Raw genomic sequence first — 16825 nt, forward strand, 5'->3', positions numbered from 1 at the left:
TTCGCAAATGCTCCGCCCCTTCGTTCCTCAGGGACGTCACATTTTCTGACGGGCTGCGCCCGTTCCGGTCGTGTCTTCTTCGGCCGTACAGCACCGTTGGACTGAACGACAGAAGACGATGCATGTCCGATATGTTTACAACACTCGGCTGGCTGATATCTTTCGACCGGCCAGGGACGTTCGCAAGACCTGTTTGTCAAACTTTTTAAAAGTTTGGCCCCCGGCAGGGCCGCCGGAGGCAAGCATTTGCGAACCCGGGTTAGGCAAAGGATGTGGCGGGCAGGCCGCTTTCGGTGCGGATGCGGGAGGCGATGGCTTCAAGGGAAGGAGCGTCAAGGGCCGTGACATGGGACAGTCGGGGTTGCCTTGCCACGGTGTAGACCTGGACGCCATCAATGGCCGCCCCGGCTTGGCTCAGGCGTTTCAGGCACGCAATATAGCTGTCCACGGCTTCCGTGGCCGGGGGCCTGCCCCAGCGTTTCATGAACATGGACTGGAGGGTGACAGGAAGGATCCGGCTGGCGTCAAAGATGTTCTCTTCCAGCTTTTCAAGGGGAAACAGGGTGCTGTTGATGCGGGACATGGTCTCCTGGTCCCCGGCATCCAGTTTGATCCACACCTCGCCCCCTGCGGCGGCCAGCCGGGTCAGGGCCCGCTGCCCCCAGGGGCGGTGGATAAAGGTGCCGTTGGTGATGACCACCACGGGAACGTCGGTGAAGCCCAGGGTACCAAGGGTTTCCGCAGCCAGATCGATGCAGCGGTCCAGGACGCCGACGGCCATGGGCTCGCCGTTGCCTGCAAAGGTCACGTCCCGCAGGGCCGGGGAATGAGGAGAAAGGTCGGAGAGCATCTGGTAGAGCTCCTGGCCCAGGGCTTCCGGATCCACCCGGACACGGGAAACCGGCACGCTTCGATCCACCTCGCAGTAGAGGCAGTTGTAGTTGCAGCGGTTGTCCAGACTCAGGTTGACCCCGATGGAAAGGCCGTGGGATCGGCGGGAAATAACAGGATAGATGTACGTAAAATGGCCGTAAGCCCGGGAGTGGCTCAGGGTGGACAGTTGAGAGCGTTGGGTAAACACGAGATATTCCTCACACATGGCAGGCCCTTTGCGGGGCCCGGAAAATCAATCATGCCGGAAGAGGCGGGCAACCCCGACCATCCTCCTCTTTTTTGATATCTGATATACCACACTACCCGGCCGCATGCCACCCTTTACCAATCTGGCACGCAGCGATTCACCCACCCCGGCGCTGCCGCGTCTCAAGGGGCCTTTCGAATCACCACGCGGTTCCTCCCCGCCTCCTTTGCCGCGTAGAGGGCTTTATCAGCTTGCCTGATCAGGGACTCCCTGTCCTCCCCCGGTCGGGGGCAGACCACGGCCCCGCCGATGCTGATACTCACATGGCCCCACGGCAGGGAGGGATGCATCAGCCCCAAAGCCCCCACACGCCGCCTCAGGGACTCCCCCAGCACAGCCAGGGCATCTGCATTCGCACCGGGAAAGATCACGGCAAACTCCTCGCCACCGTAGCGAGCCACCATCTCACCCTGGCGCCGTACCCCGGCGCCCAGGGACCCTGCCACCTGTTTCAGGCAATCGTCTCCGGCCTGGTGCCCGTAGGTGTCGTTATAGGCCTTGAAAAAATCGATATCCAGCATCAACAGACCAACGGGCGCTCCCACCCTCATGGCCCGACGCCACTCCCCCTCCAGGGCCTCGTCAAAAGCACGCCGGTTGCTCACTCCGGTGAGGCCGTCCACATACGTAATGGCCTGGAGCCTGCCGTTGGCCTTTAAAAGCTCCCGGTTCGTCTCTTTAAGCTGACGGTGCTGCTCTTCCATGGTCCGACTCGTCAAATACCGTCCCACGCGATCGGAAAACCGAAATCGCACCATGATCAGCCCCACCAGGGTCGTCAGTACCACATCCCCGATATCAAACCAGGAAAAGCCCGGCCACCCCCCTGCCCATGCAGATCCCAGGAAAAAAAACAGCAGGGCCCCCAGGTAAAGCCCCTGGGAAAACACAGGGGTCACCACCACAAGAAGGGAGCTCAGGAGAAGAACCGATTCGAACACAAAGGGGGTCTGCATCAGGATGGCTGCCAGGGCCGCCCCGAACAGGAGAAGAATCAGGTTCGCCCGATGAAAACCAAAGAGCAGAATCGATCCGACGAGGAACCTCCGGGCATAAAAGGAAATCCCCAGAGTTAAAAGGGGGGGCAGGAAAACAGCCCCGAAAAAGAGGCCCCGGGGCATGGCGGGCACCATCCCGGATAAAAGGGCCCCAAGGTCCTCTGTCCCCCCCACCCACACCAGGGAGAGAAGGTACTGACCCAGCACCAGCAGGGCGATGACCTGCTCCCGGACAATGTTGTCTCTGGCCGTGCGGCGATTGAAACCGGGCACCTCCCCCGGCGGTATGTCCTTGCTGCTTTTCAGGTTGCACCCCATGGCATTCCCCCTTCTTTTTACCGGATATTGTCAACCCTATCGGATGAATGCTCACGGAACATAAGAAGGTTTTTTCCATGGCCCCCCGCAAAAAATACACCGGTTCGGCAGCAGCCCCCAATCCCATGACCTTTCGAATGAAACCCGCCATGCAGCCCCAGGTTTTCCAGGGAATTACCGGGCGGACACGGATTCGCATTGCAGGGACAAGAGGGCTGGAGTATGGTAAGAAAATACCCCCCGAAGAACCAAGGAGTGCATCATGGACATACATATCGGCATCGGCATCGGCCCTATACGGTTCGGCCAGGAAGAAGAGAGCGTCACCGAACACCTGGGCCTTCCCGAATCCCGGGAGTACATCGAATTCGAAGATGCCCTGGGCGACGGCACCAAAGTCCTTGGGTACTATGGGGACGGCCTTGTCTTCAACTTCGACTCCGACGACGACTTCCGCCTCTCCACCATCGCCGTTCGCGAGCCCGGCCACACCCTGTTCGGCAAAGACCTGTTCGGCCTGACCAAACTGCAGGTCCTCACCCACCTTGCAGGCCATATCAATGAAGCGCCCCAGGAAGAGCTTCACACCGAAGACGACGCCCCGGATTACCTTTTGGTGGAATACGTGGACCAGAGCCTTTTTCTCTGGTTCGATGCCGACACCCTGGTGGAAATCGAAATCGGATACAGGTTCGAAAATGACGAACCTGTCTGGCCGAAAAACAGCTGATGGTAAACCATGTCGGCCCAGTCACCGATGCACCCTGCCCCACCCGGTTCATGATGGTTGGTTCGGCCTGACCGTGGGACCCAGCAATCCCGAGGGTTTGCCAAAGCCTTAGACCAACAAAAGCGATGAGTAAGGATCGTCGCTTTTTTTCTTGACAAAAATAGTTAAGCAGCTTTACCATTATCCCATGAAAAAGCAAGAGCCCCCCATAAAGGACCTGATCCAGAAGATCACCCAGGTCCTGCACAAGTACGAGCGCATGGAAAAGCTTCCCCTTGTGGTCGACGCAGGCGAAGGCGCCACGTTGACCGTCTCCACCAAGGAGGTTCACACCATCGAGGTCATCGGCGATCACCTGGAGATCAACATCACCGATGTGGCCGGACACTTCGGCATCACCAAAAGCGGGGCGTCCCAGATGATCGCAAAACTCGAAAAAAGAGGTTTTGTAGAGCGTCGCCAGTCGACCCACTCCAACAAGGAGTACTGGCTCTACCTGACCCCCAAGGGCTGGGCCGCGTACCACACCCATGAACGCATGCACGGTGAGGACCGGGAGGTTCTTTTCAAGCACCTCTCGGGGGTGCCTATTTCCGACCTGAAAAAAACGGCGCAGATCCTGGGGATGTTCGAAAAAACCCTGGACGCACGACTCAAACAGGCGGACATCAAAAAAGCGTAACACGTTGCGTCGGCGCCCCCAGCGCCTGAGCCGAAGGGGGCTTTGAGCGGATGCGCCTTGTATTTTTTACAACAAAATAGTTAAGTAGATTAACAAAATAGATCGTCACACAGGCCCAACCCGACAGCTTAGCCTGACAGTAGTGCGCCAGATTTTCTGAGCCCCAACATCCGTCGGCACGAACGTGCCGGGTACCCCGGTACCCCTGCGCCCGATTGGTGCACCCTATTAGTTAAGCAGATTAACCTTTTAGTTCCATGATGCAGCCTTATCCAGGGCTGCCCCAGACCAGAACCCTTTACCCTCAAGGATTTGGAGATCCCCATGAACGGCTTGAAACGATTCCTGATCAACGCGGCCATTATCCACGCCAAAAAGGTATCCCTGCTCATCCTGGCAGCCACCCTTGCGGCGGCGGCCTTTTTCCCCCGGGTGGTCATGGACACCGACCCGGAAAACATGCTCAAGACCACCGAACCGGCACGTCTTTTCAACGATGAGACCAAAAAGAACTTCGCCTTAAGTGAAATTGTCATCGTGGGCATCGTCAACGAGGAGGACCCCGACGGCGTCTTCAACCCCGCAACCCTGTCCAAGATTCACACCCTCACCCGGTTCGCAGAAACCCTCAGGTGGCCCGATGAATCGGACCCGGCCACAACCCACGGGGTCATTGCAGCAGACCTTGTGGCCCCCTCCCTGGTGGACCACATGAGCCAGGACGCCCCGGGCTCCCTTCGCTTTGACTGGCTGATGCCCGAGCCCCCCACGACCCGGGAGGCAGCACGGGCCATCCGGGACAAAGCCCTTTCCAACCCCCTTCTCAAGGGCCGCATGGTCTCTGAGGACGGGCGCGCCATCAGCCTCTACCTGCCCCTCACCAAAAAACTCATCAGCTACAAGGTTTACACGGCGCTCCGGGAAAAGATCGCCGAGATCAACACCTCCCCGGAAGGCGACGTCTTCCACATCACCGGCCTGCCCGTTGCCGAAGGCGCCGTGGGCGTGGAGATGTTCACCCAGATGAGCACAGCCTCCCCCCTGGCCATGGTGGTGATCCTGGGCCTTCTGGCCCTGTTCTTCCGAAAATGGGAGCTCATCATCCTTCCCATGATCATCGCCACGGTCTCCATTGTCATCACCATGGGCCTGATGATCGGTGCAGGGTATCCCGTCCATATCCTGAGCTCCATGCTGCCCATTTTCCTCATGTCCATCGCCATGGTGGACTCGGTGCACGTCTTGTCCGAATTCTTCGACACATACACCCCCAGGGCCGGCCGGGCCCACACCATCCGGTCCGTCATGGAGACCCTGTTTGCCCCCATGCTCTACACCTCCCTCACCACGGCCGCCGGTTTCCTCTCCCTGACCCTGGCCCCCATCCCCCCGGCAAAGGTCTTCGGGGGCTTTCTCTGCATCGGGGTCATGGTGGCCTGGCTGCTGACGGTTCTCTTTGTCCCGGCGTACGTCATGATGATACCGGAAAGGCGCCTTGCATCCTTTGGCCATACTCACCAATCCGGCGGGGAAGCAAAGGGACTGGCACGCCTCCTTTCGGCCCTGGGCCGCTTCACCTTTGCCCACGCCAAGGTCATCCTGGCCGGTTTCTGCCTGGTGGTGGCCGTCTCCGTCTGGGGGATCACCCGCATCCAGGTCAACGACAACTACGCCAAACGCTTTGACACCAGCCACCCCATTCGCCAGGCAGACACCGCCTTGAACCGGCACTTTTCAGGCACCTACACCGCCTACCTGGTCCTGGGCGACACCCGGAACGAAGCCCTCGACCAGCAGGATATCCAGGACCTTGCACACCGGTTGGGCCGCTTTGCAGAGGGACACGAAAATCCCCTGGTCCGATCCCTGGCAACACAGATGAGGTCAAAGCTCCCGGCACTGGGTCACGGGAGCCCGTCCGCCCCTGAGCTGTCCGAACGCATTGTCGGGTCCATTGAAACGGCATCGTCCGCGGCCAACGACGCCCAATACGATGCCTGGCTCGACATCCAGACCTTTCTGGAGGTCGAGCTCCAGAACCACGCGATTTTCAAGCGGCCCGATCTCCTGGCCTATGTGGCGGACCTCCAGGCCGCCATGGACGCAAAGCCGTATATCGGAAAAACCGAGTCTGCCGCCGATGTGGTCCGCAAGGTCAACCAGGAACTCACCACGGGCCGCCCGAAGACTTCACCCTCCCGGACACCCTTCCCAAGGTGGCCGAGTGCTACCTGCAATTCCAGCAGAGCCATCGGCCCAACGATCTGTGGCACCTGGTCACCCCGGACTACAAAAACGCCATCATCCGCCTGCACTTCAACTGCGGGGACAGCATGGCGACCCGCAAAGCCGTGGAGGCCGTCAACGCCTACACGGCCATCCACCCGCCCCCTGTGCCCCTCTCCTTTGAGTGGGCAGGCCTGCACTACATCAACCGCGTCCTGGAAATCAAACTGGTGGGGGGATTCCTTCGCTCCTTTGCCGGCAGCTTCCTCATGGTGCTGGTGATGATGGCCTTTCTCTTCCGATCCCCCTTATGGGCGATGCTGTGCATGGTCCCACTGGCCATTACCCTGCCCCTGATCTACGGGGCCACCGGCCTTGCGGGCAAAGACTACGATCTGCCCATTGCCGTGATGAGTGCCCTGTCCATCGGCATGGCCGTGGACTTTGCCATCCATTTTCTGGAGCGCAGCCGAAAGGCCGTTGCCGCCACCGGCAGCTGGGAGGCGGCACTGCCACTCGTCTTCGGCGAACCCGCCCGGGCCATCAGCCGCAACGTCCTGGTCGTCGCCTTCGGCTTTCTGCCCCTGCTCGTCGCCTCCCTGGTGCCCTACAAAACCACCGGAGCCATGCTCTTTGCCATCATGGCCGCCTCGGGCCTCATCACCCTGGTGGTTCTGCCTGCGATCCTCACCGTCTGGGAAGAACGGTTCTTCCCCGGGAAACAAAGGATCCACTCCGGTGCCTCGGCTCGGATTCACCCCAGAAAGGTGCCTCCCATAATGGAGATAAAGAAAAAAAACGCGCATCCGGGGTGCACCCGCAAGTAGCGTTCAAGGCGACCCTGCCGGGGGCCAAACGTTTGCCAATTTAGATGCCTTGGGTTTGACAAACAGGTTTTGCTTGGGTTTCACGAAAATCTTCGCGGAAGCTCTTCCCCTGAGGAACGAAGGGGGAGGGCTTTCGCAACCTGGGGTCCAGGGGTGGCGAAGCCACTTAGGCTAAAAATCCCCTGGCCGCCGGAGGCACGCTTTTTGAGCCCACGTTAACCATAGAAGGCTTGTTTTTTGAATCGACCTTGACCAGACAAGGCATCTTTTACGAAGGAGACACCATGAACACACACAGCAAGACAATCCCGGCCGTTTTCCTGGCCCTGTGGATCCTGATCCTCACCATCCCCTGTGGCCCGGCCCTGGCGGATGACCTCACCAATGCCGATGAAATCGTCCGGCGGGCAAACCATGCCGCCCTTTACCCCGGAGACGACACCAGTGCAAGCGTCCGCATGGTCATCACGGACAAGCTCGGCCGAACCCGGAAGCGGGCCTTCAACACCCTGAGGAAGAACCACCCGGCCGAAAACGGCGATCAGTTCTACCTCATCTGCTTCAAGTCCCCGGCGGACGTGCGCAAGATGACCTTTCTGGTGCACAAGCACGACAGCCCGGCCAAAGACGACGACCGGTGGCTCTACCTGCCCAACCTGGACCTTGTGAAACGCATTGCCGCAGGGGACAAGCGGACCAGCTTTGCAGGCTCCGACTTTCTCTACGAAGACATCTCCGGGCGAAACATCCACGAGGACCGCCACGTGCTAAAGGAGGTCACCGACCGGTACTATGTCATCGACAACATCCCCCTGCGCCCTGAGAGCGTCGCCTTTTCCCACTACACCGCCACCATCGACAAAGAATCGTTCCTCCCCGTCAAACAGGCGTTCTTCGATAAAACCGGTGCCGTGGCCCGGATCATTGAGGCCACCCGGATGGAAAGCATTTCCGCCATAGAAAACGGGCAGGAGCGTCACTACCCCGTCATCACCTGCTCTGTGGCCACAAACATCGCCTCGGGCAGTGTCACGGAGATGAGGGTCTCTAACGTCCGATTCAACACCGGGGTGTCCGACACCCTCTTCACGGAGCGGTACCTCCGCCGCCCCCCGCGGAGGCTCCTGAGATGAAGGGATTCTGCAGCATCGCAGGTTTAATCCTCCTCTTCCTTTGCCTGGCCGTTACGGCCCGCGCAGGACAGGCCCTGCCTGCCTGGCTCGCCCCCGTGGAGTTCCACGGCTACGCCGAAGCCCGGGCGGGCTGGCGACCTGAAAAAGGCCCGGAGGAGACGGAGTGGTCTCCCCTGGAAGCCCGTTTTCAAGGGGACCTCTCGGCCATGTACGATGGGTTTGAGCTGAAGCTGAAAGGGGATATCTGGGCGGACGGGGTCACCGAAACGGTGGAAGATGACCTGCGGGAGGCCTGGGTGTTGGCCAGGGTAGGGGGGGCGCCACCGACCTGACGGTGGGACGCCAGATCCTCACCTGGGGCACCGGGGATCTGGTCTTTCTCAACGACCTCTTCCCCAAGGACTGGCAGGCCTTTTTCATCGGGCGGGACGGCGATTACCTCAAGGCGCCGTCAGACGCGGCAAAGGTGAGCATCTTCACGCCCCTGGCCGGTGTCGACCTGGTCTACACCCCTCGCTTTGACCCGGACCGCTACACGGACGGCACCTATATTTCGCCAGGAAACACAAGCCCTGTGGACACGCCCGATGGCTGGTTCAGAGATGATGAAATCGCCCTGCGACTCAACAGGCGGGTGGGAACCTGGGAGGTGGCGGCCTACGGCTACAAAGGATTCTGGAAACAGCCCTCAGGCACCACGCCCGAAGGCGTGGACCGCTTCCCGGCCCTGGAGGTCTACGGCGCCAGTGCCCGGGGCCAGTTTGGCCCGGGCATCGCCAACCTGGAGGTGGCCTGGTACCGCTCCATGGAGGACCGCTCGGGCACCGACCCCCTGGTGAACAACTCGGAACGGCGCTACCTTCTGGGTTACGCCCGGGACATGGGCCGAGAGCTGACCATAAGCCTCCAGTATTACGTGGAAGAGATCCTCGATCACGGGGCATACGCCAACGCCCCCGGAGCCACCCGAGACCGCTTTCGCCAGGTGCTCACCTGCAGCATGGAGCAGCAGCTCTTCAACCAGACCCTGAGCCTTGGATTTTCCGGTTACTGGTCCCCCACGGATGAGGACGCCTATCTCCGGCCCCTGGCTGTCTACAAGGTGTCGGACCGCGTGCAGGTCACCACCGGGGCCAATGTATTTCTGGGGCGCAGCAACACCACGTTTTTCGGGCAACTGGAAGACAACACCAACATCTACACCTCAATCCGGTTTGCCTATTGAAACAACGCCGCCGGAGCTATTCCGGTCAAAGTCAGGTCACAAAACGAGCCTTCTATGGTTAAAGTGAGCTCAAAAAGCGTGCCTCCGGCGGCCAGGGAATAAATCCCCTGGACCCCAGGTTGCGAAAGCCCTCCCCCTTCGTTCCTCAGGGGAAGAGCTTCCGCGAAGATTTTCGTCAAATTGAGCAAAACCTGTTTGTGAAACCCAAGGCATCTAAATTGGTAAAAGTTTGCCCCCGGCAGGGCCACTGGAGGCGTCTTTAACCTGGCTGCCTCCGGCGGCGAGGGTGGCGAAGCCACAATAGCGAAAACACCTCGAAAGCTTATTGCCCTTGCGCTTTGCCCTTCGTTCCTCAGGGCAAAGCGCAAGGGCCTTCTACGCGGGCTAAATGGATGGTTTATAGGGGCTGAATAGTAACGGAAGGGTTCCGTCAAATCTGATTCTGGGCCTGGAGTTCGGACGTGATCCATTTCTTGAAGGCCAGGACCTTGGCGTCCTGAACCTTAATCTCCGGGGTGAGGAACCAGTAGGAGATGGGCGAGATGACCCCCACCTTAAAGGGGACCACCAGGGTCCCGGACTGGACGTGGTCATGGATCTGGATGGTGCTGCCCAGGGCCACGCCCTGGCCGTTGGCAGCGGCCTGGATGGCCATATAGAGAAGGTTGAAGGTGGGCCCCTGCCGCATCTCCATGAGATTCATGCCCACGCTCTCAAGCCACATGGGCCAAAGGCAGAGCTCGCTGTTGCGAATCAGCAGGTGGTGCTTCAGGTTCCGGATGGTTGTCAGGCCGTGGGCCCCTTCCAGGAGTTCCGGGCTGCAGACCGCATACACCCTGCCGTGGGACAGTTTGGTGCAATGCACCCCGGGCCACGGTCCGGCACCGTAGCGAATGGCCACGTCCACATCCTCTTTGCCGAACTCCGTCCGCACCGCGGTGGCGTTTATTTTCAGGTCAATATCCGGATACTCCTGGCAAAACAGGTGAAACCGGGAGAGCAGCCACTGGTTGGCAAAGCTCGGGGAAACGTTCACGGACAAAACGCCCCTGGCATCTTTTCGGGAAAGTGACGCCGTGGAGATACGGATCTTGTCCAGGGCCTCGGTGACGGACGGCAGGTAATCCACACCGGCCTGGGTCAGACTCAGGGACTGGTGTCCCCGTCGGAACAAAGGAAGCTCCAGAAAATCTTCCAGCTTTCGGATCTGCTGGCTTACCGCTCCCTGGGTGATGCAGAGCTCGCCTGCGGCGGTGGTAAAGCTCAGGTGTTTGGCCACCGTTTCAAACACGACCAGGGCGTTTAAGGGGGGTAGGTTGTGAGGCATTAGTTTTTCTAATAGTTCGTTAAGTATTAATGGTTTGTGAATTTTCGGCCCGGGAGGTATCTCTTTTGTCACTCCAACATGTAACACCCCCTGCCGGCTTCAGCCATCCTTTTGCCGGCAGGGGTCAAGAACGGATTGATTCTCCTCCTAAGTAGATTTCTGGCCGCCGGCAACGCCGGCGGCGGCCAGAAATTTTTTTTGCCCTGCCCCTTCATGTTTCTCTCTTTTATCCCATAGATGTCGTTCGGTACCGCTGAAGGGCATGCAAATCGTGGCAACATACAACAGGACGCGATCCGTGTACACTCACTTCGTCGGAGGCCAGGGTTAACGCATTTAAATTTTTGCCTCCGGCAGCCCTTCCGGGGGACAATCTTTTGAAAAGTTTGACAAACAGGTTTTGTTTTTTGAGGATGCGTCCCTACAAGGCATAGCCCCTCTTCTTTTTTTATTTACCGGAACGTTTTTGCGGAGCTTTTTTTTAAAAAAGCGACCCGCCGGAGGCACCATGCCGACCAAGGTCGTCCCCGTCCTTCACCCTGGTTCCCACCATGGCAGCTATGGTATAATATCCCCCTGAAAAAAGCGATAAAAGCCACAGGCTCCCAGAGCCTGTCGGGCATCGTTTACCCACCATCCGTGAGGACCCGTCCCCCGAGCCCACACTTTCCCGTCTCAGGGTTCTCCCAACGCATTTTCAAGGAGAAAACCATGAAACGTTTTTCCGGTATCTTCGGGCTGTGCATGGCATGGGCCGTTATCCTTTCGGCCCCGTCCGCCTTCGCCCACTGCCAGGTTCCCTGCGGGATTTACAACGATGAGATGCGCTTTGAGATGATTTTCGAGCACATCGCCACCATCGAAAAAAGCATGAAGGCCATCAACGAACTCGCCCTCTCAGACAAGGGCAACACCAACCAGATCGTCAGGTGGGTCTCAAACAAAGAGCACCATGCAGAAGAGATCCAGAAAATCGCCACCCAGTATTTTCTCGCCCAGCGGATCAAGCCCCCCAAGGACACCAAAGAGATGCCCGGTTATGTGGAGAGCCTGAAGTACGTCCATCAGCTGGTATTTTTTGCCATGAAGGCCAAACAGTCCACGGATCTTGCCCACGTCAAGTCCCTGAAGGAGACCACCGAGGCCTACCGGGCACTCTACCGCACCATGACGGGCCATTGACACAAGGGGCCTTACCCGCACTCACAGGCCGGATCAGAGCATCCCCCGTGGCCCCCCCTGCCGAAAAGCACGAGGCCGAAGAGGACCAATGCGCTCACCGTGCCCACAAAGGTCCGCCCGGCATGTTCGGCGCCTGCCTGCCACCCGGCGCTGAGGCCGGTAGTCGCATAAATGGCGTCCACGGCAAACCCAAGGGCAAGGGATGAGACCATGATGCCCACCAGATAAAGGATCATGGACTTTTTCCCCAAAATGCGTGTGATCACGGAAAGTGCTGCGGCATTGGTGGCGGGTCCTGCCAGCAGGAACACCAGGGCAGCTCCGGGGCTGAACCCCTTGAGAACCAGGGCAGCGGCAATGGGTGTGGAGGCGGTGGCACACACGTACAGGGGGGTACTGATCAGCAGCATCACCAACATGGCCACCAGGGGGCTCCCCAGGTAGGTCTCCACAAGATCAGGCGATACAAAGACGGTGATGAGCCCTGCAATGCCCACCCCCACAAAAAACCATCCGGCAATATCGGTAAACAGATCTCCAAAGGCGAATCCCATGCCCGTGCGCAGCCGCTCCATGACCGTGGGCTTGCTGGCCGGAGCGCTGCACCCGCATCCGCAGGCCACGGGCTCGTCGTTTGTCTGGGCCATGGGAAATACCGCCGGGGGGCTGGGTCGGTCGTCTCCTTTACGTCCGGGTCCAGGGTACGTACCAGCTGCCCGGTGACCATGGCGGTCAGAAAGGCGGAAAGGGGCCTCAGCAGTGCCATCAGGGGGTCCAGAAGGGCCCAGGTCACGGCAATGGAGTCCACCCCGGTTTCCGGCGTGGAGATCAGAAAGGAGGTGGTGGCGCCTTTGCTGGCCCCCTGCCTGCGCAGACCCGCAGCAGCAGGCAACACCCCGCAGCTGCACAGGGGAATGGGTACCCCGAAAAGAGAGGCTTTCAACAGGCTCGATCCGTTCTCACGCCCGAGGTGGCGGGCCACAAAATCATCCGGGATAAAGGCCTTGAGAAGGCCTGCAACAAAAAATCCAAACAGCACATAAGGAGCTGAAAGGCACAGGACGGTCCAGCTTTCGAAAAGAATCCGTTCCAGTAAGATCATATCGCTTCCTTTAACTCATGTGTGACCACATGTTCACATGTTGTATTAAAAAAAAGCGGGAGAAAGCCCTCCCGCATTCGATCTGTCCCTGCTATTCGTTCACATGCTGAAGCCCTTGTTCAAAGAGGGTATGCACATGCATGTCGTCCAGGCTGTAAATCGCGTTTTTCCCATCTTTTCGGTACTTGACCAGCTTGTGGGAACGAAGCACCCGAAGCTGGTGGCTCACGGCCGATGAGCTCATGTCCAGGATATCGGCCAGGGCACACACGCAAAGTTCTGAAAAGGAGAGGGCATGAAGGATCCGAACCCTTGTGGAGTCCCCCAGCGCCTTGAAAAGCTCCGCCAGGTGAAACAGAGTCTCTTCAGACTCCATCCTGGCGCCCACTGCAGCGGCGATTTCGGGATTCATGCACTCAGTCTGACAGGCATCGGGTCTGTTGTCCATTGAGGCTCCTTACATTTGAATATATGTTCACATATTCCATTACGCACCCCTGTCAACACAATCCGGGGATAGCCGTGAAAATATCGAAAAAAAACGCCCTGCCACCTACGCCGAAGGCGGCAGCTGGTCCAACTGGATGTTACGGGGATAAAACCCCAGGCGACGGTAAAAAGCAGGAGCGTCCCCGTCGCCGTACACAACGGAAAGAGAACGCCGGGCCACCTTTTTCATCCATCCAGGAAAGCCCCCGGCGGGCCAGGGCTTCCCCCAGGCCGCAGCCCCTGCAGCCCACATCCACATAGAGGGAGTCTATCTCCCCCGCTCCGGAGGGTGAAATCGTGCAGACGCAGTACCCCACGTCCACGGCCCCCCGGACGGCAAGGTCCACCCGGACCATGCCGCCGTGGCACAGGATATCTGCGGAGCGATCGGCAAAGGACCGTGCCGCAAGAAATTCAGAAAAATGGATGGAATGGGCTGCATGGTGAGCCTTGAGTTTCTCCCACAGGGGAGCCACCCGCCCCAGGAGCTCTTTGCCCCCGGTGTCAAACACCGTTTCGTTCATGGGTTATTTCCCGGACTCCAGGTATTTCAGCATCTGGCGCATGGTCAGGCTCAGGCTGGAAGGCCCGCTGCGCACATAAAAGGACTCTTCCTTTTTGTTCAGGAGAAACACGGGCCGGTCCGCCCGCTCGCATTCGATGACCAGAACGGTGTGACCGTCGATGACACCGATGTAGAGGTGTAGGTACTGGGTGAACTCCAGGCCGATGTGCTGGTTCATCAGGTTTCGGAAATGGAGCCGGCACTTGTCCTCGCTTTCGAACCCGTCCGGTGCCGTGCCCACGACCTGTCCGTCGTCGTCCACGCCGATGACGATGATCCCCCCGGCCGAGTTCATGAAGGCCACCACGGTTTTCAGCCAGGCGATCTCAATATGCTTATCGTTCTTCTCCGTCTTGAGGTTCATGCGCATGGTGGACTTGAACTCCAGGGAGGATCCCTCACCGCGGGTAATCAGGCGGCGAACATCGTCTTCAAAATGATCATCCCGGATCACCCGGTTCGGCATATCCCGGAGCTGGTGCCGGTATTTCCAGGTCAGGAACCCGGCCATGACAAACCCCGCCCCCAGGATAATCAAGCCAATGAACAGGATGCCCCACCGCCGCTCCAGAACCTTCTGCAGAAAATCCGACTGGGGCACCACAACCCCGATCCAGAACTCTTTGGTATCTGCCGTGATGGGCTGCACACCGGCCCAGTAGGCTCGGCCCTCAATGGTAAAGGTAAAGGCCCCCGTGGGCTTTCCCTTGGCGTGCCAGGCCCCCATGGCCTCCCGGACGTCCGGGGCTTCCACGGCGGTATGATGCAGGAAAAACTGATGGGTCTCGGCACGTTCTTCTCCGCTCACCGGGTGATAGACCGAGGCGTCCCCGTCAAAGAGAAACGCCGTGCCGTTGGGGCCGACATCGGTCTCGGTGATCCGGTTGAAGAGGTCATTGACGGGCACGTCCAGGGCCAGCACCGACGTAAGGGGGTCCTTTCCCTCCGAGGTCCAGGCCATGACCGCCGACAAACCGGGGACCTCCTTGTAGTCCAACATGTAGGGGGGCAGCCAGGTGACATCATCCTGTTTATCCGAGGTCAGGGAGAGGCCCTCCCTGTACCAGAAGCGGTTCGTCACGTCGTAGGTTTTCTCTTCCTCACGGGTATCGATGAGCTGGCCGTTCACCCACTGCTTCCAGGTGATGACCTTGGGGCGATGGGGGGAAACGGTCCGGGTGATCCAGATGTTTTCGTTGGCCGTAAGCAGGTAGGAGCGCCCCTCGGTGTCCCCGAACTTCACCGCCGCCACCTGAGGCATGTTCTCCATCATGGGAATGAGCTTTGTGGTGATGGAGGCGATGTCGTCCATCTGCCAGATCCCGGCAACCCCCCATTTCTGGATCAGCAGAGCGTTGCTCCGCACCGGGTCGTAAAACTGGAAGATGGCGTCGGATGTGGCCCGGAGGTTCTGGCGGATATGCTCCTGGGCGATCTCCTTACGTATGTTGGCCCCCTGGATCAGGGTCACCGCGGTGATGGCCCCGGTGGTCAGAAGGATCACCACGATCAGGTCGCGCAGCAGCCGTTGCCGTGTCCCCGCAGGATTGAGCAATGTTTTAATCATGAGAAACCCTTTTCTCTCCTTCGAGTGCATACAAAAAGGGGCAGTATGCCATAAAAATCCGGGACTCAAAACCTTTCACCGGGCACACGCCGGGGTGATCTTGCCTCCCACCACCTCATATGATAGGGAAACGACCAGCTCACAAGGCTGGAGAAGACCCACCAGGCCCCCATGACCAGGTCACCGGCCGATTTCGCTGAACGCTCCGTTATCCTCAAAAATCCCGGGGCATCAACCTCCCCCCAACCTCCGTTGGCCATTCGACGGTGGGCTTGGGGCCTATACGGAGCAGTCGCCCCCCATGCGTACCAACAAACGTCCGCTGTATGCTATTCTTTTCACGGTTCTGTGCCTGTGGCTCTTCATGTTCCCCCATTTCCAAAAAGAGTTCCTCGACAAATTCTACTACATGCCGTTTCTGGGGGTCATCGCAGCAACGGTTGCCAACACCACCCCGGCAGCGGCGGGCATCGTTTATTTTCCGGTTCTCACACGGCTCCACATCACCCCGGCCAGCGCCGTGCAGTTCAGCCTCATTATCCAGGCCTACGGCATGGGCCTTGGAACCTTCAAGTGGTACCGCGTCAATAAGAGGCTGTTCATCGCCAATGTCATTCCGCTATGCCTTTTGGGAGGTATCCTGGGCATTGTCACCAGCATTGTGGTGGTCCCCATAAAAAACCCCGAGCTGCTCACCCTTATCTTCAATACCATGGGGTTTGTCTTCACCCAGATCATCTTCTTTTCCATCCTGCGCAAGCACCACTACCCAAACCTGAGCATTGACCTGACCGCACTGAATTCGGCCATCCTTTTTATTTTTTCACTCATCGGAGGCCTCATTTCAGGCTGGATCGGGTTCGGCATCGACACCCTGTTCTACTTTATCCTGACCTTTTTGTTCAGGGTGAACCCCGCCGTTGCCATTGTCACGAGCATCTCGCTGATGGCGGCCCTTTCGGCGGTGGGCACCCTTTTGAATATCGCCCTCTACGAGGTTCCCTTCTCCCTGTGGTACGCTGCAGTGCCGGGCGTCACCGTCGCCGGGTTGTTTCTGGCATCGTATTTTGCGGTGAAAATCGGGCCCAAGAACATCCTCCTGCTCTTTGCCTTTCTGATGAGCGCCGATTTTTTCATGGCCCTGTGGACTCAAGACACGATCCCCATGAGCCAGACCATCCGAATGGTCCTAACCTACGTCCTGGTCACCTATCTTCTGGTCATCCACGTCAAGATATTCAAGCTGAGCTATCAGGATCTTGACCAGCGCTGCGGCGGGTTCAAACCCGACGAACCGTAACCGGCCCGCTGCG

General features: G+C 58.8%; 15 protein-coding genes and 2 pseudogenes. 9 read left to right on the plus strand and 8 right to left on the minus strand.

The window, feature by feature from the left end:
* Positions 1 to 259: 259 nt before the first annotated feature.
* The gene (locus ACOYW1_RS23135) at positions 260 to 1081 is read right to left on the minus strand and encodes a radical SAM protein (protein ID WP_482419922.1); all 822 of its coding nucleotides are present in this window, start codon (positions 1079 to 1081) and stop codon (positions 260 to 262) included.
* Positions 1082 to 1263: 182 nt separating this feature from the next.
* Complete coding sequence (locus tag ACOYW1_RS23140) at positions 1264 to 2457, minus strand: GGDEF domain-containing protein (RefSeq protein WP_482417985.1); 1194 nt, start codon at positions 2455 to 2457, stop codon at positions 1264 to 1266.
* A gap of 262 nt (positions 2458 to 2719) precedes the next feature.
* Here ACOYW1_RS23140 and ACOYW1_RS23145 point away from each other — a divergent pair, with 262 nt between their 5' ends.
* From ACOYW1_RS23145 to ACOYW1_RS23175, 7 genes and pseudogenes are all read left to right on the plus strand, one after another.
* Positions 2720 to 3187, plus strand: coding sequence for a hypothetical protein (locus tag ACOYW1_RS23145; protein WP_482417986.1), 468 nt, complete (start codon positions 2720 to 2722; stop codon positions 3185 to 3187).
* A gap of 187 nt (positions 3188 to 3374) precedes the next feature.
* Positions 3375 to 3869 (plus strand): MarR family winged helix-turn-helix transcriptional regulator, encoded by a 495-nt coding sequence (locus tag ACOYW1_RS23150; RefSeq protein WP_482419923.1) that lies wholly within the window; start codon positions 3375 to 3377, stop codon positions 3867 to 3869.
* Between the two features lie 834 nt (positions 3870 to 4703).
* Positions 4704 to 5306, plus strand: a pseudogene (locus ACOYW1_RS23155) (RND transporter); the annotation flags it as partial.
* An 896-nt stretch (positions 5307 to 6202) separates the two neighbouring features.
* Positions 6203 to 6922: an MMPL family transporter gene (locus ACOYW1_RS23160; RefSeq protein WP_482419924.1), complete on the plus strand. Its 720-nt coding sequence runs from the start codon at positions 6203 to 6205 to the stop codon at positions 6920 to 6922.
* Positions 6923 to 7206: 284 nt separating this feature from the next.
* Positions 7207 to 8055, plus strand: coding sequence for an outer membrane lipoprotein-sorting protein (locus tag ACOYW1_RS23165; protein WP_482419925.1), 849 nt, complete (start codon positions 7207 to 7209; stop codon positions 8053 to 8055).
* Positions 8052 to 8387: a hypothetical protein gene (locus ACOYW1_RS23170; protein WP_482419926.1), complete on the plus strand. Its 336-nt coding sequence runs from the start codon at positions 8052 to 8054 to the stop codon at positions 8385 to 8387. Before ACOYW1_RS23165 ends, ACOYW1_RS23170 begins: the two co-directional genes overlap by 4 nt.
* Before the next feature lie 2 nt (positions 8388 to 8389).
* On the plus strand, positions 8390 to 9280 hold the full coding sequence (locus tag ACOYW1_RS23175; RefSeq protein ID WP_482419927.1) for a hypothetical protein: 891 nt from the start codon (positions 8390 to 8392) through the stop codon (positions 9278 to 9280).
* A 430-nt stretch (positions 9281 to 9710) separates the two neighbouring features.
* Here the strand turns inward: ACOYW1_RS23175 and gcvA are convergent, their stop codons facing one another.
* Positions 9711 to 10607, minus strand: coding sequence for a transcriptional regulator GcvA (gcvA, locus tag ACOYW1_RS23180; RefSeq protein ID WP_482417991.1), 897 nt, complete (start codon positions 10605 to 10607; stop codon positions 9711 to 9713).
* 711 nt (positions 10608 to 11318) lie between these two features.
* Between gcvA and ACOYW1_RS23185 the strand changes: the two genes are divergently transcribed.
* Positions 11319 to 11789, plus strand: coding sequence for a superoxide dismutase [Ni] (locus tag ACOYW1_RS23185; protein ID WP_482419928.1), 471 nt, complete (start codon positions 11319 to 11321; stop codon positions 11787 to 11789).
* Between the two features lie 11 nt (positions 11790 to 11800).
* Here the strand turns inward: ACOYW1_RS23185 and ACOYW1_RS23190 are convergent, their stop codons facing one another.
* The 5 genes and pseudogenes from ACOYW1_RS23190 to ACOYW1_RS23210 form a co-directional block, all read right to left on the minus strand.
* Entirely contained in the window at positions 11801 to 12436 is a 636-nt protein-coding gene (locus ACOYW1_RS23190) for a permease (RefSeq protein WP_482419929.1), read from the minus strand.
* Positions 12437 to 12531: 95 nt separating this feature from the next.
* Positions 12532 to 12891: pseudogene (locus ACOYW1_RS23195) on the minus strand (permease); the annotation flags it as partial.
* Positions 12892 to 12982: 91 nt separating this feature from the next.
* On the minus strand, positions 12983 to 13339 hold the full coding sequence (locus ACOYW1_RS23200; protein WP_482417994.1) for an ArsR/SmtB family transcription factor: 357 nt from the start codon (positions 13337 to 13339) through the stop codon (positions 12983 to 12985).
* A 139-nt stretch (positions 13340 to 13478) separates the two neighbouring features.
* The gene (locus ACOYW1_RS23205; RefSeq protein WP_482419930.1) at positions 13479 to 13904 is read right to left on the minus strand and encodes a GNAT family N-acetyltransferase; all 426 of its coding nucleotides are present in this window, start codon (positions 13902 to 13904) and stop codon (positions 13479 to 13481) included.
* Positions 13905 to 13907: 3 nt separating this feature from the next.
* A complete protein-coding gene (locus ACOYW1_RS23210; RefSeq protein WP_482419931.1) occupies positions 13908 to 15512 on the minus strand; it encodes an RNA-binding domain-containing protein in 1605 nt (534 codons plus the stop codon).
* 301 nt (positions 15513 to 15813) lie between these two features.
* Here ACOYW1_RS23210 and ACOYW1_RS23215 point away from each other — a divergent pair, with 301 nt between their 5' ends.
* Positions 15814 to 16812 carry a sulfite exporter TauE/SafE family protein gene (locus ACOYW1_RS23215; RefSeq protein WP_482417997.1) on the plus strand — a complete coding sequence of 333 codons (999 nt, stop codon included), beginning with the start codon at positions 15814 to 15816 and terminating at the stop codon, positions 16810 to 16812.
* Positions 16813 to 16825 lie beyond the last annotated feature (13 nt).

Source organism: Desulfoluna sp. CYM3A (assembly GCF_056829965.1).

Excerpts from the sequence above, each read along its gene's own strand:
- ACOYW1_RS23140 (WP_482417985.1), bottom strand. The coding sequence starts at position 2,457 with ATGGGGTGCAACCTGAAAAGCAGCAAGGACATACCGCCGGGGGAGGTG.
- ACOYW1_RS23145 (WP_482417986.1), top strand. The coding sequence starts at position 2,720 with ATGGACATACATATCGGCATCGGCATCGGCCCTATACGGTTCGGCCAG.
- ACOYW1_RS23150 (WP_482419923.1), top strand. The coding sequence starts at position 3,375 with ATGAAAAAGCAAGAGCCCCCCATAAAGGACCTGATCCAGAAGATCACC.
- ACOYW1_RS23160 (WP_482419924.1), top strand. The coding sequence starts at position 6,203 with ATGGCGACCCGCAAAGCCGTGGAGGCCGTCAACGCCTACACGGCCATC.
- ACOYW1_RS23165 (WP_482419925.1), top strand. The coding sequence starts at position 7,207 with ATGAACACACACAGCAAGACAATCCCGGCCGTTTTCCTGGCCCTGTGG.
- ACOYW1_RS23170 (WP_482419926.1), top strand. The coding sequence starts at position 8,052 with ATGAAGGGATTCTGCAGCATCGCAGGTTTAATCCTCCTCTTCCTTTGC.
- gcvA (WP_482417991.1), bottom strand. The coding sequence starts at position 10,607 with ATGCCTCACAACCTACCCCCCTTAAACGCCCTGGTCGTGTTTGAAACG.
- ACOYW1_RS23185 (WP_482419928.1), top strand. The coding sequence starts at position 11,319 with ATGAAACGTTTTTCCGGTATCTTCGGGCTGTGCATGGCATGGGCCGTT.
- ACOYW1_RS23190 (WP_482419929.1), bottom strand. The coding sequence starts at position 12,436 with ATGGCCCAGACAAACGACGAGCCCGTGGCCTGCGGATGCGGGTGCAGC.
- ACOYW1_RS23200 (WP_482417994.1), bottom strand. The coding sequence starts at position 13,339 with ATGGACAACAGACCCGATGCCTGTCAGACTGAGTGCATGAATCCCGAA.
- ACOYW1_RS23205 (WP_482419930.1), bottom strand. The coding sequence starts at position 13,904 with ATGAACGAAACGGTGTTTGACACCGGGGGCAAAGAGCTCCTGGGGCGG.
- ACOYW1_RS23210 (WP_482419931.1), bottom strand. The coding sequence starts at position 15,512 with ATGATTAAAACATTGCTCAATCCTGCGGGGACACGGCAACGGCTGCTG.
- ACOYW1_RS23215 (WP_482417997.1), top strand. The coding sequence starts at position 15,814 with ATGCGTACCAACAAACGTCCGCTGTATGCTATTCTTTTCACGGTTCTG.